This window comes from Variovorax sp. 01N429 (assembly GCF_056399425.1).
This window is the reverse complement of sequence record NZ_JBFTRG010000020.1, coordinates 52,567-67,644: the sequence shown is the minus strand read 5'-3', so window position 1 is coordinate 67,644 and position 15,078 is coordinate 52,567. Positions and strand designations below refer to the sequence as shown.

Below are 15,078 nucleotides of genomic sequence, written 5' to 3'. Positions count from 1 at the left end.
TTGGATCGTCATGCACACGACCGCACTCGTGCTCTTCTCCGGTGGCCAGGATTCGACGACCTGCCTGGCCGATGCGCTCGACAAATATGAGCGCGTGGAAACCATCGGCTTCGACTACGGGCAGCGTCACCGCATCGAACTGGACGTACGCACCAAAGTGCTCGAACGGCTCTGCGAGACCTTTCCCAACTGGAAGCCGCGCCTCGGCGACGACCACATGCTCTCGGTCGACGTGCTGGGGCAGGTGAGCGCTTCGTCGCTCACGCAGGACATCGCTTTCGAGATGCAGGCCAATGGCCTGCCGAACACCTTCGTTCCCGGCCGCAACCTGCTGTTTCTCACGCTCGCCGGTGCGCTGGCTTACCGGCGAGGCCTGCAGGTGATCGTCACCGGTGTGTGCGAGACCGACTTCTCAGGCTACCCGGACTGCCGCGACGACACGATGAAGGCAATGCAGCTTGCGCTGTCGCTCGGCATGGACCGCCGCTTCGTGATCGAGACGCCGCTCATGTGGATCGACAAGGCCGAGACCTGGTCCATGGCCCATCGCCTGGGCGGTGAGGCGCTGGTCGAACTGATCGTCGAGGAGACGCATACCTGCTATCTCGGCGACCGCACACACCGCCACGCATGGGGCTATGGCTGCGGCACCTGCCCCGCGTGCGAACTTCGCGCGAGGGGCTGGGAGCGCTACGTCGCTTCGACCCTGTAGCGAGAGGCGGCGCCGTCGGCTTCGGGCACCAGCGTCCAGCGCTTGTCATGGAAGCTGCCGACTGACGCGCGATGCGCGATCGACACCATCGCGCCGCCGGCAGCCCGCACCCCTGCTGCGAGCCGCTTGTAGAGCGTTTCCTCGGCTTCGGCGTCGAGCGCGCTGGTGGCCTCGTCCGCGAAGAGCCATGCCGGCTTGCGCAGCAGCACGCGCGCAATCGCAAGGCGCTGCTGCTCGCCGCCCGATAGCTTCTGGCTCCATGCATCGCTGTCGTCGAGACGGCCGGCGAGGTCGGGCAGCAAGGCGTCGTTCAACGCTTGCACGAGTTGCGCGTCGGTGTATTCGCTGGCTGCGTGCGGATAGGCGAGCGCATCGCGCAGCCTGCCATTCGGAACGTAGGGGCGTTGCGGGATGAACATTGCATTTGGCGGCATCGAGACCTGTCCGTTCGCGAAAGGCCAGATCCCGGCAAAGGCCCGGAACAGCGTCGACTTGCCGCTGCCCGAAGGGCCCTGCAGCAGAACGCTTTCGCCGGGCTGCACCGAAAGAGCGGCATTGCGGATCAGCGGTGCGCCGTCGGGCAATGCGACGTTGATGCCGGCGGTGCGCAGGCCTTGGCCGGTCTTCGAAGGCGTGCGTTCGAGCGCGCTCTTGCTGTCGGCATGGGCGCGCATGGCGGCTTCGAACGAAGTCAGGCGGTCCGCCGTGGCGCGCCAGACGGCGACGCGGTCGTAGTTGTCGACAAACCAGCTGAGTGAATCCTGTACGCGTCCAAATGCCGAATTCACCTGCATCAATTGGCCCAACTGGATTGCGCCGCTGAAGAAGCGCGGCGCCTGCACGATGAAGGCGAAGATCACCGACGCCTGGCTGAATGAAGCCGTGAATGCCACGAGGTTCTTCTGCTTGTTGATCAACTGCAGGTAGTTCTTCAGCACGGCGCCGAAGCGCAGCTTGAGTTGGCCGTGCTCGACCTGTTCGCCGCGGTCCAGCGCGATGGCTTCGCTGTATTCGCGCACGCGCACCAGGTGATGCCGGAAGTCGGCCTCGAAGCGCTGCTGCTGGAAGTTGAGGCCGATCAACGGACGGCCGATGTAGTGGGTGATGACAGTGCCGGCGGCGCAGTAGAGCAGCGCAATCCAGACCATCGAGCCCGGAATGGTGACGCTGGTCCCGAACAGGGACAAGCTGGTGACACCGCTCAGACCCCACAGGATGCCGATGAAGCTCACCAGCGTGACCACGGCGTTGAGCAGGCCCATCGACAGCGTCATCGTGTAGTCGGTGAAGATCTGCATGTCTTCCTGGATGCGCTGGTCGGGGTTGTCCGGGGACTGGCCGTCCTGCTGGCCATAGCGCGCGAGTTCGAGGTGGTAGAACGTGTGGTCGGCCATCCAGCGCGCCAGATAGCTGCGCGTCATCCAGGCGCGCCAGCGAAGTTGCAGCAACTGCGTCAGGTAGAACTTGAGGATCGCGATGACGATGTACGCCGCTGCGATCCAGCAAAAGAAGACGATCTCTCGCCAGAAAACCGCCTGGTCCTTGTTCTGCAATGCGTCGTAGAAGCGGGCATACCACTGGTTGTTGAGCACCAGCATGTAGACCACGCCGAGATTGAGCGCAACGATGGCGGCAAGCAGGCCGCGCGCGACCCATTTCTCTTCGGATCGGAAGTAGGGCGCCGCCAGTGCGCCGATGCGCCGCAAGGTGGAGATGATGTTCTTGGAGCCGTCTTGGGAGGTCATTGGCATGAGCTTGAAAGCACGCCCGAACGGCGCGTTGCCTTTCATCGTAGCGCCGGCACGACCTGCAGTCTTAATTGGCGCTGAAACATGTCGGCGGCGTGACGGCCGGTTGGCGGACCGTCACCTTCATGAAGGATTTGACAAACCTCTGTCATATCCGCCTCCGATGATCGGCCGGCCTTTGCGCCGAATGCGCGCCGATGGGCAGCTTGCCTCCATCCATTCACCACCCGAAGAGGAACCTCATGCTTCGTCGCACATTTCAATGGGCCCTGCCGGCCATCTTGCTGACCATCGCCGTCGGCGCGGCCGCGCAAGGCCGTGCCGAGCTGCTGGTCTACACGGCGCTCGAAGCGGACCAGGTGCAGGCTTACAAGGCGGCCTTCGAGAAGGATAACCCGAGCATCGAATTGAAATTCGTCCGCGACTCGACGGGCATCGTCACTGCCAAGCTGCTGGCGGAAAAGGCCAATCCGCAGGCTGACGTCGTCTGGGGACTCGCCGCGACATCGCTGATGCTGCTGGACAAGGAAGGCATGCTCCAGCCCTATGCCCCGAAGGGCCTGAGTGCCGTCAAACCGACCATGCGTGACAGCGCCAATCCGCCCAAGTGGGTCGGCATGGACGTGTGGTCGTCCGCGATCTGCTTCAACACGGTCGAAGCGCAGAAGAAGAACTTGCCGAAGCCCACGAGCTGGGCCGACCTCACGAACCCTGTCTACAAGGGCCAGATCACGATGCCGAACCCGGCCGCGTCAGGAACCGGCTACCTGATGGTCTCGGGCTGGATCCAGATGATGGGCGAGCAGAAGGCCTGGCAGTTCATGGACGCCCTGCACCAGAACATCGGCATCTACAGCCAGTCCGGCAGCAAGCCCTGCCGCCAAGCGGGTGCGGGCGAGTTCGCGTTGGGCATGTCCTTCGAATACCGCGCCAACAAGACCAAGCGCGACGGCGCTCCTATCGATATCGTGTTGCCGAAGGAGGGCCTCGGCTGGGACATGGAGGCTACCGGCGTCATGAAGACCACCAAAAAGCCCGAAGCCGCAAAGGCGCTGGCGGACTGGGCCGTGACGAAACAGGCCAACGAGCTCTACGCGAAGAACTTTGCAGTGCTCGCGCTGCCAGGCATTCAGGAAAAGCTGGAATTCGTGCCGGGCGACGTCGAGAAGCTGCTGGCCAAAAACGACTTCGACTGGGCGGCGGCGAATCGCGAGCGCATCCTCGCCGAATGGTCCAGCCGCTATGAATCCAAATCGGAGAAGAAGGCGCCGCAGTGACCTTTCTTTCGCTGCGCGGCATTGGCAAGTCGTTCGGCGCCACGCGGGTGCTGGACGGTATCGACCTGGACGTCGAGCCCGGTGAGTTCGTGTGTCTGCTCGGGCCCTCGGGCTGCGGCAAGACGACGCTGCTGCGCATCGTTTCCGGCATCGAGCACGCGGACGCAGGCAAGCTGCATTTGAATGGGCAGGACATTGGCAACCTGGCGCCGGCGGCGCGCGGCTTCGGCGTGGTGTTCCAGTCGTATGCCTTGTTCCCCAACCTCACGGCGGCGCAGAACATCGCCTATGGCCTGCAGCCCACCGGCGCGCTCGCGCGAGAGATCGCCAAGCGCTCGCGCGAGATGCTCGATCTCGTCGGCCTTGCGGGGCACGCCGACAAGTACCCCGTGCAACTTTCGGGCGGCCAGCAGCAGCGTGTGGCTCTGGCGCGTGCGCTCGCGCCGAATCCGCGATTGCTACTCTTGGACGAGCCGCTTTCCGCGCTCGACGCGCAAGTGCGCGCGAGCCTTCGCGGCGAGATCCGCGCACTGCAGAAGCGGCTTGGCGTGGTGACGATCATGGTCACGCACGACCAGGAGGAAGCGCTCTCGATGGCCGACCGTGTCGTGTTGATGCACGACGGCCGCATCGAGCAGGCGGGCACACCCGGCGAGCTCTATCGCCGGCCGCGCACGCGCTTCGTCGCGAGCTTCGTCGGGCGCATGAACATGCTGGCTGCGACTGTGCTGCCCGAAGGCAAGGTGCGCGTGCGCGACAGCGAGCTGCTTTGCGCTTCGGGCGAGGTCGACGTGGGCGCGCAAGCGACGGTCGGCATCCGTCCCGAGGATGTGGTGGTCCGCCGCTTTGGCGACGATGCTGGCCCCAACAGCTTTGCGGCCCGGCTGCTCGGCACCGAATTCTTCGGCCATCGCACTGCGGCGCGTCTGGCCTGCGAACCGCTGGGTATCGAGATCGAGGCGGATATGCCTATGGACCATCGCGCCGCTGATCCGCTGGTGCCCAGCAGCATGGTGCACATCCAGTTGCCGCAGCACGCGTTGTCGGTGCTGGCGCGTTGAGCACGCTCCTCTATCGCCTGGAGCCGTCGCGGCGGCGTGGCGTCTTCGATCGGGACCGCTGGCTGGTCGGCGTTGCCGCTTCGATAGCCTTGATGGTGCTGGTCATCATCGTGGCCCTCCCGGTCGGCGCCCTCGTTGGGCAGAGCTTTTTCGACAGAGCCGGGGCCTTCGTCGGCCTGGCGAACTTCGCGCGGTATCTCGACAACCCTGCGCTGGTGCGCTCGGCCTTCAACAGTGTCTGGCTTGCGGCGGTGAGTGCGCTGCTGTGTACGGGCATCGCCTACGTCTATGCGTACGGGCTCACGCTGTCGTGCATGCGCGGCAAGGCGCTGCTGCGTGCGGTTGCGCTCTTGCCGCTGCTGGCGCCGTCGCTGCTGCCGGCCATCAGCCTCGTCTATCTCTTCGGCAACCAGGGCATATTCAAGGCGTGGCTCGGAGACGTGTCGATCTATGGGCCTCTGGGCATCGTCCTCGGCTCAGTGTTCTGGACCTTGCCGCATGCGCTGCTCATCCTCACCACGGCCATGTCGACGTCCGACGGCCGGCTCTACGAGGCCGCGGAGACGCTCGGCGCGTCACGCTGGCGCATCTTCCGCACGGTAACCTTGCCGGCGTCGCGCTATGGGCTGATCGTCGCAAGCATGGTGGTGTTCGTGCTCGTCATCACCGACTTCGGCGTCCCCAAGGTGGTGGGCGGCCAGACCGGTGTGCTCGCCACCGACATCTACAAGCAGGTGGTCGGGCAGCAGAATTTCCAGATGGGCGCGGTCGTGGGGTTCGTGCTGCTTGTGCCGGCCGTGCTGTCTTTCATCGTGGAGCGCCGCGTTCGCCGGCGGCAAGCCGCGGCCTTGTCGGTACGTGCCACGCCGCACGTGCCCGAGCCGGTGCCCGCTCGCGACCGTGCGCTGTTGCTGGCCTGCGTCCTGATCGCCGCCTGCATCCTCGTGATGATCGGCATGGCGGTCTTCGCGTCGCTGGCGACCTATTGGCCCTACCAGCTTGCGCCATCGCTCAAGAACTACGACTTCGGCAACATGGATGGCGGCGGCTGGGGCAGCTATGTCAATTCGCTGCGCCTTGCGGTCGGCGCGGCAGTGGCAGKGGCTGTCGCGACCTTTCTTTCGGCTTATCTCGTCGAAAAGCCGCGCCACTTCGGGTTGCTGCGCGAGTTGCTCAACCTCCTGGCAAACCTGCCTCTCGCAGTGCCTGGACTGGTGCTTGGCGTGGGCTACATCTTCTTTTTCAATTTGCCATCGAATCCGCTGCACGGGCTCTATGGCGGCATGACCCTCCTGGTGGCGTGCACGGTGGCGCATTTCTTCTCGGTCGCGCACCTCACGTCGCTGACCGCGCTGCGCCAGCTCGACCGCGAATACGAACTCGTCTCCGAATCGATGGGCATTCCCTTCTGGCGGACGCTATGGCGCGTGCACTTGCCGGTCACACTGCCCGCCGTGCTCGACGTCGCGGGCTACTTCTTCGTCAACGCGATGACCACGGTGTCGGCGGTGGTCTTTCTCTACTCGCCCCAAACGACACTGGCGGCGATCGCCGTGCTGAACATGGACGATGCCGGCGACGTCGCGCCGGCCGCCGCCATGGCGTCACTGATCATGCTCACGGCCGCGATCGGCCGCGGCCTTTTTGCATGGGCCGCACGTTCGGCGCTCGCCAAGACCCAAGCCTGGAGAAATCGATGAGTGCAGCAGGCCCCTCTTTTGATGTGATCGTGGTGGGCGCCGGCATCGTCGGCCTTGCGCATGCATATACCGCTGCCACGAGCGGCCTGAAGGTCTGCGTAGTGGAGCGCGACGCCGCATGCGTCGGCGCATCGATCCGCAACTTCGGCTTCGTGACTGTCACGGGACAGGCTCCTGGCGACACCTGGCGCCGCGCGATGCACTCGCGCAACGTGTGGGCGGCCGTCGCGCCGCAAGCCGGCATCGACATTGTTCATCGGCACCTGTGGCTGGCCGCCTATCGACCGGAGGCTCATGCGGTGCTCGAAGCGTTCTTGCGCACGCCGATGGGCGAGGCGTGCCAACTGCTGGAGGTTGCCGAGGCCCAGGCCAAGGCGCCGGCGCTGCGCCTGGAAGAAGCGCGCGCCGTGCTGTTCAGTCCGCATGAACTGCGGGTGGAGTCACGCACGGCCATCGGCCTGCTGACGCGCTGGCTGGCCGAAGTACACGGCGTGGAGTTCCGCTTTTCCGAAGCCGTGCTCGAAGTCGAAACACCGCGCGTGCGCACGTCACTAGGCAGTTTGCACGCGGAGCGCGTCGTCGTCTGCACCAACGCGGAATTGCACGGTCTCTTTGCGGACCGCATCGCCCCCCATGCACTGAGCCTCTGTCGGTTGCAGATGCTGCGCGTCCGGCCGGAAGCCGGTTTCCGCCTGCCGGGCTCGGTGATGATGGATCTGAGCCTCGTCCGCTACGAGGGCTACAGCACCCTTCCTGAGGCGGCAGCGTTGCGCACGCGCCTGGAGCAAGAGGAAGCGGATTCGCTGGCGCACGGCATTCACCTGATCGTCGTGCAGAGCGCAGATGGCTCGCTGGTGGTCGGTGACTCGCATCACTACAGCGCCGCGCCAGAACCTTTCGCGATGGAAGAGGTGGACCGGTTGATCCTGCGACATCTGCGCTCCACGCTCGATCTGGAGCAGGCGCAAATCACGGAGCGCTGGACCGGCGTCTATCCCTCGTCGCCCGAATTGCCCTGCGTGATCGACACACCGGACGATGCCACGCGCGTGGTGCTGGTCACCAGCGGCACGGGTGCGAGCACCGGCTTCGGCATCGCGCGCGATGTCTTCGATGCATGGTGAAAAGACACTGTTCAGGCAGTGTGCGGGTGCCTTGCGCGCTCATACAGCGTGCGGGCAAGTTCGCGGTGCCTCGCCAGCAGCGGGGCAAGCTCGACGTCGACCATTCGACCTTCGCGAATCCGCACGCGCCCGTTGACGACGCTCAACGCCGCGTGGGCCGGCTGACAGAAGACGAGTGCGGCCACCGGGTCGTGCCCGGCGCCTGCATGCCCGACACCACGCAAATCGAAGGCCACGATGTCCGCGGACATGCCTGGCGCCAGCGCGCCGATGTCGTCGCGGCCCAGCACGCGCGCGCCGCCGAGCGTGGCGATCTCCAGCGCTTGGCGTGCGGTCATTGCCGCCGGTCCGTAGCCGACGCGCTGAAGCAGCAGCGCCTGCCGCGCTTCGCCCAGCATGTGAGCGCCATCGTTTGACGCGCTGCCGTCCACGCCCAGGCCCACCGGAACGCCTGCACGGCGCATTGCACCGATGGGAGCGATGCCCGAGGCCAGGCGCATGTTCGAGCAAGGGCAATGCGCCACGCCGGTTCCGGTGCGGCCGAAGAGCGCGATGCCGGCCTCGTCCAGCTTCACGCAGTGCGCGTGCCAGACGTCGCGGCCGACCCAGCCGAGGTCTTCGGCATATTCGGCGGGCGTCATGCCGAACTTCTCGCGCGAATAGGCGATGTCGTTGTCGTTCTCCGCGAGGTGCGTATGCAGCGACACGCCCCGTTCACGCGCCAGTTCGGCGGAAAGCCGCATCAGATCGCGCGAAACAGAAAAGGGCGAGCAAGGTGCCAGCACGATGCGACGCATCGCGTGGCGCGAAGCGTCGTGCCAGCGGTCGATGAGCCGTTCGCTGTCGCGCAGGATGGCGTCTTCGGCCTCGACGACTTCGTCCGGCGGCAGGCCGCCGAGGCTCTGGCCCACGCTCATGCTCCCGCGCGACGCATGAAAGCGCATGCCCATCGCATCGGCCGCCTCGATGGAATCGTCCAGCCGCGAGCCGTTCGGAAAGAGATACAGATGGTCGCTGGTCGTCGTGCAGCCCGACAGCATGAGTTCGGCCATTGCAGTCTGTGTCGACACGCGGATCATCTCGGGTGTGATGCGCGCCCACAGCAGGTACAGATTGCTGAGCCATCCAAAGAGCTCCGCGTCCTGCGCTTCGGGCACCGAGCGCGTGAGGCTCTGGTACATGTGATGGTGCGTATTGACCAATCCCGGCATCACCACGTGGCCTTGCATGTCGATTGCATCGGCCTCGCCACTGCGCAACGCCTCGGCGTAGGTCGCCGGCAGTTCGGAAGTCGGTCCGGCCCATGCGACCGCCGGCCCTTCTGCGACGACCGCCCCGTCGGCGATCTCGCGGCGAGCAGCGTCCATGGTGACCAGCACGTCGGCGTGGCGGATGATCAGCGGGCGATGAGTTGTCGGCGGAGAGGACATGTCGATCGGTTCCCTCTGATGAGTCGCGTTCTCAGCGCTCGTTGCTGATGCCGCTGGAGACATGGCCGGCGGGCACGTGCCGCGCCGCCGCATCGACGTGGCCTGTCTGATCGTCGAAGAAAAAATCGGGTTCGAACTCGCGCAGGAATTCGCCCTTGGCGAGCCCGCCCAGGAACATGGCCTCGTCGACTTTGATGTTCCAGTTCATCAGCGTGCGAATGGCGCGCTCATGTGCCGGCGCACTGCGCGCTGTGACGAGCGCGGTGCGAATCCGCATGGCCGGATTGCTCGCACGCTGCAGCCGGTGCAGCGCTGCGAGCAAAGGCTTGAAAGGCCCTTCTGGCAGCGGAAGTTCGGCTTTGCTGGATTCGTGCTGCTGAAAGGCGTCCAGCCCTTGGGCCTGGAAAACGCGTTCGGCTTCGTCGCTGAAGAGCACCGCGTCGCCGTCGAATGCAATGCGGACTTCGTTCGGATAGGCATCGCTCGCGTGGACCGATTCGACCAGCACCCGTGCGGCCGGAAAGCCCGCGCCGAGCGCCTCGCGCACGTCTTCGGCGTTGACCGAGAGAAACAGGTGCGCCCGCAAGGGCCGCAGATAGCCGAAAGGCGGACGGCCTTGCGTGAAAACACCCCGCTGCAGCGTGATGCCGTTGGCCACGCCTGATCGGAACACGCGCATGCCGGAGACCGGGTCGTTGCGCGACAGGATCACGACTTCGACGCGCTGTTTGCCGTCGTCGTTGAAGCGCAGCAGTTTGCGCACGAGCGAATAGGCGATGCCGGGTTTCGCCGGCACGTCCAGTCTTTCGAGCTGAAGCTTCATGTAGCCGGCGTCGTCGCCCGATTCGAAGATGCGGTTTTCTTCTTCGAGATTGAAGAGCGCGCGCGACGAGATCGCAACGACCAGCTTGTCTTCGAGGGAGACAGCCATACGCTACTTCACGAATTGATTGAGCTGGATGATCGGCATCAGCACCGCCAGCACGATCAGCATGACGACGCCGCCCATTGCCACGATCAGCAGCGGTTCGAGAATGGTGGCGAGATGCATCGCGCGCCGCTGGACCTCGGCACCGAGTTGATTCGCGGCGCGTTGAAGCATCAGCGGCAGCGTGCCGGTCTGCTCGCCCAGCCGCGCGAACATCGAGACGATGCCTGGAAATCGCTTCTTCTGCGCCAGTGCGGAGGCCAGCGGTGCGCCTTCACGCACCAGCACCAGCGCATCGAGCGCATCGGCTCGCATGGCGCGGTTGCCCAGTGTTTCGGACGCGGCCTGGAGCGCACGCAGGATGGGAACGCCGGCCGTGGCGAGCATCGCCAAGGTGCTGGCAAAGCGTGCAGCGTTGTAGCCGCGCGAAAGCTTGCCCACCAGCGGCAGGTTGAGCCAGGCGGCATCGAATCTTTCGCGGAACGCCGACCGCGCCAGCGCCATCCGGCTGACGATGACCCCGACGACAACGATCCCCAGCATCACCCAGCCGTAGTTGCGTACGAAGTCACTCAGCGCCAGCATGGCGACGGTGAGGATCGGCAACGCGCGCTTGGTGCCGGCGAACACGTTGGCGACCTGCGGCACCACATAGCTCACGAGGAAGATCACGATCACGATCGCGACCAGGGTCACGATAGCCGGGTAGAGCGCGGCACCGACCAGCTTCTGTTGCAGCGCCTGTCGCTGTTCGAGGTCGTCGGCCAGCCGCTCCAGCACCAGGCCGAGATTGCCGCTTTGCTCGCCAGCGCCGATCACCGCGGTGTAGATGGGCGAGAACTCGCGTGGATGTTGCGCCAGCGCGCGGCCGAAGGGGGAGCCCGCGTTGACTTCCGCGCGCAGCGACGCCACGAGGTTGCGCTGCGCTTCGGATTCGGCTTCGTCGGTCAGCGCCGTGAGCGCTCTTTCGAGCGGCAGCCCGGAGGACACCAGGCCGGCGATCTGGCGCGTCCAGACGGCGAGCGTCGTGGAATTGAAGATGCGGCCGCCGCCGAACATCCGGCGCCAACCGCCCGAAGCGGGCGCTCCACCGCTTTCGACACTGCCGACCGACGTCACCGTCAGCGGAATCAGCGCCTGGGCTCGCAACATGCCGCGCGCACTGCGAGCGGTATCGGCTTCGAGCACGCCCTTGCGGGGTTGCCCCTGTTGGTCTATGGCTTCAAACGAATAGGCAGGCATGGAGTGCAGGCATGGAGTGCAGCATGGACCGCATTGTCAACGCTCGGCAATCCGATTCGCCGTGCGGCTTTCAGAACATCAGAACGGCAGATCGCCAGAACGCACGCCCCAAACGGCTTGCCGAGCTATTCGCGAGTGACGCGGAGCAATTCTGCGCGCGACGTGACGCCGGTCTTCACCAGGCGTTCGCCGTCTTCGCGCATGGAGCGCAGGCCGCCGCGTTCGGCTGCGACGAAGATCTGGCTTTCGGGGGCGCGGTTGTGGATCAGCGATTGCACGGTGTCGTCGGCCACGAGCAGTTCGAAGATGCCTGTACGGCCCTGGTAGCCCGTCTGGCCGCAGGCATCGCACCCCACCGGTGTCGCTTCGCCGTTGTGGCCGGGCACCGAGCACACCGGGCACAACTTGCGCACCAGCCGCTGTGCCAGCACGCCAAGCAGCGACGAACTGAGCAGGAAGGGCTCGACGCCCATGTCGGTCAGGCGTGTGACGGCGCTGACGGAATCGTTGGTGTGCAGCGTCGCGAGCACCAGGTGCCCCGTGAGCGAAGCCTGGATGGCGATCTGGGCGGTTTCGAAGTCCCGGATTTCGCCGATCATGATGACGTCCGGGTCCTGGCGCAGGATCGCGCGCAGCGCCTTCGCGAAGGTGAGCTCGATCTTGGCGTTGACCTGCGTCTGCCCGACTCCCGACAGTTCGTATTCGATCGGGTCTTCGACCGTCATGATGTTGCTGCTGCCGGCGTCGAGCCGGCTGAGCGCCGCATAGAGCGTCGTCGTCTTGCCCGAGCCGGTCGGCCCCGTCACGAGAATGATGCCGTGTGGCTGCTCGATCAAATGTTCAAAGCGCGCGAGCGTGTCGCCCAGCATGCCGACCGATTCGAGTGTGAGCTTGCTTTCGGACTTGTCCAGCAAGCGCAGCACCGCCCGCTCTCCGTGCGCCGAAGGCAGCGTCGACACGCGAACGTCGACCGCCCGCGTACCGATGCGCAAGCTGATCCGGCCGTCCTGCGGCAGGCGCTTTTCGGAGATATCGAGGTCGGCCATGATCTTCAGCCGTGAGATCAGCGCCGCGTGCAAGGCTCGATTGGGCTGGACCACTTCGCGCAGCGTGCCGTCGATACGGAAACGCACCGACGATGTCCGCTCATAGGGCTCGATATGGATGTCGCTCGCGCCGTCGCGCGCCGCCTGCGTGAGCAGCGCGTTGAGCATGCGGATGATCGGCGCGTCGCCGGCCGATTCGAGCAAGTCCTCGACCGCCGGGAGCTCCTGCATCATGCGCGAGAGATCGGCGTCGCTCTGCACTTCGCTGACGACCGCCGCCGCATTCGATTCGCCCTGCGCGTAGGCCGCGCTGATGCGCTGCGCAAGCTGCTCGGGTGGGAGCGGCTCGAAGGTCTTGACCTGGTATTTGCGAAGGACTTCGCCCAGCGCGCTGCGCGGCGGCACCTTCGGCATCCACAGCGTGAAGCCGTCGTCTGATTCTTCAAGCAGCAACTGCTGGCCGCGGGCGAAAGCGTAGGGGAGGGGATAGCGCACGGCCAGAACTCTAGGGCAATTCGCGCTGCGTTGCAGGGTCTGCCGTCGGTGGCAACGCACCCTTCAGGGTTGCGCGATTCGCCGGCAGCGGATCGGTCGGCGTCAGGGGTGGCGGCACGAGGTGCGTGCCTTCGATCCGGCGGTCCGAATTGGGCAGCGCCGGCAGCGGCGGCAGGATGGCGGACTCGTCCACGTTGCGCAGCATGATGTTCTTTTCGGGCTGCGAGGACTGTTGCAGGCCGCGGATCGAGTCGTAGCGATCGAGCGTGAGCTGTTCGCTCGTGCTGTTGTCGCGGATCACCACGGGCCGCAGAAACACCATCAGGTTGGTCTTCGTGCGGGTCCGGGTTTCGTTCTTGAAAAGATTGCCGAGGATGGGGATGTCGCCCGCCAGCGGTATCTTCTCGTTGCTCTTGGAGTATTCGTCCTGCAGCAGCCCGCCGAGCACGACGATGCTGCCGTCTTCGACGAGCACGCTCGATTCGATGCTGCGCTTGTTGGTGGTTGGCCCGTTCACGTTGTTGACGGTCGCCTGGTCGACCGTCGAGACCTCCTGGAAGATCTGCAGCTTGACCGTGTTGGCCTCGTTGATCGTCGGGCGCACGCGCAGTGTCAGGCCGACGTCCTTGCGCTCGATCGTCTGGAAGGGGTTGACCGAGCCGTTGGCGGCGCCGGTGTTGGTGAACTGCCCCGTGAGGAAGGGCACGTTCTGGCCGATGATGATCTTCGCTTCCTCGTTGTCGAGCGTCAGGAGATTGGGTGTGGAGAGCACGTTGCCTTCGCCGTTGCTCTCGAAGAGGCGCGCAAGGAAGCTCAGGATGTATTGGCCTCCGTATTGCCTGCCGACGCCGATGTTGATGCCCGTCGAGGGGCGCGTCGCCGGATTCTTGGTGGCAATGCCCACGGCCAGGTCGACGATGTTCTGCCCGGCGATGCTCGAATTGGTGCCGATGAAGCCGACGTTGCGGTCGCCATTGCTGCCGATGCCCGTCTGCCACTGGACGCCGAAGTCGGCCGCTTTCTGGGCATTGACTTCGACGATCAGGCTTTCGACCAGGACCTGCGCGCGCCTGCCATCGAGGCGGTCGATCACGGCTCGCATCTGCCGGTATTGCGGCTCGGGCGCGGTGATGATCAGCGAGTTGGTGGAGGGGTCGGCCTGGATCTGGCCTCCCGTCGACGGCTGGTTGGCATTGTTCAGCGGCGCCGTCGCCGCGGGGTTCTGGCCCATGCCGCCGCTCTGGTTGGCGCCCGTCTGTGCCGCTGCGGAAAGCGCCGTTGCGCCGGTTTGCTGCAGATTGGTCCCCGCGCCGCCCGCGCCCGTGGCGCCGGAACCGCCGCGCGCCTCGGCGGACATCGCGGCGCGCAATGTGGTCGCCAGCTTGACCGCATCGGCGTTCTTCAGATAGACCACGTACACGTTGCCCGCGGCCCCGTTTCCGGTGTCGAGGGGTGCGCGATCGAGCTTGTCGATCAGCGTGCGGACCAGTTGGGCGCGTGCCGGATTGGCGGCGCGCACGATGATCGAGTTGCCGCGCGGGTCCGCGAGCAGTGTCGTGCGGAACGATGCGTCCGCCGTACCGGGCGCGGCCCCTTGCACAGGGCCGCCCGTGCTGCTGCCGCCTTCGAGAAGTCGCGTGACCAGGGGCACCATGTCGGTCGCCACGGAGTGCTTGAGCTGGATGACGTCGATGTCGGAGGCGTTCGGCACGTCGAGCGCCGCGACGATGCGTGCGAGGCGGCGCATGTTTTCCGCATAGTCGGTGATGACCAGCGAGTTGTTGCCAGGGTTGACGTTGATCGTGTTGTTGGGCGCGATCAACGGGCGCAGCACGGGCAGCAGGTTGTTGGCCGACTCGTAGTTGAGCTTGAACACCTGCGTGATGATCTGGTTGCCGCTCACGCTCGATGGCGTGGGCGTCGATGTGGTCACCGCGCTGCTCTGCAGCTTGGCGTCGGCTTCCGGCACCACCTTGGAGAGGCCTTCGGACTGCACGATCGCAAAGCCCTGGAGGCGCAGTGCCGCGGCAAACTGGTTGAAGGCCGCCTCGGGGGAGATGGCCCGATCCGTCTGCAGCGTGATCGTGCCCTTGACGCGCGGATCGACCACCACGTCACGACCGGTCACGACCGCCATGGTTCGCGCGACCGATTCGATCTCGGCGTTGGTGAAATTCAGCGTGATCGGCTCGCCGCGGCGGGGTGCAGCGACTTCCTGCGCAAACGCGAAGGGGGGCATGCAGGCCGCGACCAGCATCTGCGCTGCGAGCGCGAGAGTGCCGATGCGGGTGCCGTAGGAAGTTCTTGGCTTCATG

11 protein-coding genes are annotated in these 15,078 nt (G+C 65.4%); 5 read left to right on the top strand and 6 right to left on the bottom strand.

The window, feature by feature from the left end; translation table 11 throughout:
• Positions 1 to 10 precede the first annotated feature (10 nt).
• Entirely contained in the window at positions 11 to 712 is a 702-nt protein-coding gene (gene queC, locus AC1DSF_RS26060) for a 7-cyano-7-deazaguanine synthase QueC (protein ID WP_478125334.1), read from the top strand.
• Here the strand turns inward: queC and AC1DSF_RS26055 are convergent.
• Positions 691 to 2,463, bottom strand: a complete 1,773-nt coding sequence (locus AC1DSF_RS26055) for an ABC transporter ATP-binding protein/permease (RefSeq protein ID WP_478145396.1) — start codon at positions 2,461 to 2,463, stop codon at positions 691 to 693. The two genes, queC and AC1DSF_RS26055, sit on opposite strands and share 22 nt — an antisense overlap.
• 239 nt (positions 2,464 to 2,702) lie before the next feature.
• Here AC1DSF_RS26055 and AC1DSF_RS26050 point away from each other — a divergent pair, with 239 nt between their 5' ends.
• The 4 genes from AC1DSF_RS26050 to AC1DSF_RS26035 all read left to right on the top strand — a co-directional run bounded on the left by AC1DSF_RS26050 (position 2,703) and on the right by AC1DSF_RS26035 (position 7,622).
• Positions 2,703 to 3,737: a putative 2-aminoethylphosphonate ABC transporter substrate-binding protein gene (locus tag AC1DSF_RS26050; protein WP_478183694.1), complete on the top strand. Its 1,035-nt coding sequence runs from the start codon at positions 2,703 to 2,705 to the stop codon at positions 3,735 to 3,737.
• Complete coding sequence (locus tag AC1DSF_RS26045; RefSeq protein WP_478183693.1) at positions 3,734 to 4,798, top strand: ABC transporter ATP-binding protein; 1,065 nt, start codon at positions 3,734 to 3,736, stop codon at positions 4,796 to 4,798. Before AC1DSF_RS26050 ends, AC1DSF_RS26045 begins: the two co-directional genes overlap by 4 nt.
• 92 nt (positions 4,799 to 4,890) lie before the next feature.
• Positions 4,891 to 6,498, top strand: a complete 1,608-nt coding sequence (locus tag AC1DSF_RS26040; protein ID WP_478183704.1) for a putative 2-aminoethylphosphonate ABC transporter permease subunit — start codon at positions 4,891 to 4,893, stop codon at positions 6,496 to 6,498.
• The gene (locus AC1DSF_RS26035) at positions 6,495 to 7,622 is read left to right on the top strand and encodes a TIGR03364 family FAD-dependent oxidoreductase (RefSeq protein ID WP_478145252.1); all 1,128 of its coding nucleotides are present in this window, start codon (positions 6,495 to 6,497) and stop codon (positions 7,620 to 7,622) included. Before AC1DSF_RS26040 ends, AC1DSF_RS26035 begins: the two co-directional genes overlap by 4 nt.
• Positions 7,623 to 7,633: 11 nt before the next feature.
• Here AC1DSF_RS26035 and AC1DSF_RS26030 read toward each other — a convergent pair whose 3' ends face one another.
• The 5 genes from AC1DSF_RS26030 to gspD form a co-directional block, all read right to left on the bottom strand.
• A complete protein-coding gene (locus tag AC1DSF_RS26030) occupies positions 7,634 to 9,052 on the bottom strand; it encodes an 8-oxoguanine deaminase (protein WP_478183692.1) in 1,419 nt (472 codons plus the stop codon).
• 31 nt (positions 9,053 to 9,083) lie between these two features.
• Positions 9,084 to 9,983 (bottom strand): 5'-nucleotidase, encoded by a 900-nt coding sequence (locus AC1DSF_RS26025; RefSeq protein WP_478125340.1) that lies wholly within the window; start codon positions 9,981 to 9,983, stop codon positions 9,084 to 9,086.
• Between the two features lie 3 nt (positions 9,984 to 9,986).
• Positions 9,987 to 11,222 carry a type II secretion system inner membrane protein GspF gene (gspF, locus tag AC1DSF_RS26020; RefSeq protein WP_478125341.1) on the bottom strand — a complete coding sequence of 412 codons (1,236 nt, stop codon included), beginning with the start codon at positions 11,220 to 11,222 and terminating at the stop codon, positions 9,987 to 9,989.
• Positions 11,223 to 11,347: 125 nt separating this feature from the next.
• Positions 11,348 to 12,763, bottom strand: a complete 1,416-nt coding sequence (gspE, locus tag AC1DSF_RS26015) for a type II secretion system ATPase GspE (RefSeq protein WP_478125342.1) — start codon at positions 12,761 to 12,763, stop codon at positions 11,348 to 11,350.
• Between the two features lie 10 nt (positions 12,764 to 12,773).
• On the bottom strand, positions 12,774 to 15,077 hold the full coding sequence (gene gspD / locus AC1DSF_RS26010; RefSeq protein ID WP_478125343.1) for a type II secretion system secretin GspD: 2,304 nt from the start codon (positions 15,075 to 15,077) through the stop codon (positions 12,774 to 12,776).
• Position 15,078: the final 1 nt, after the last annotated feature.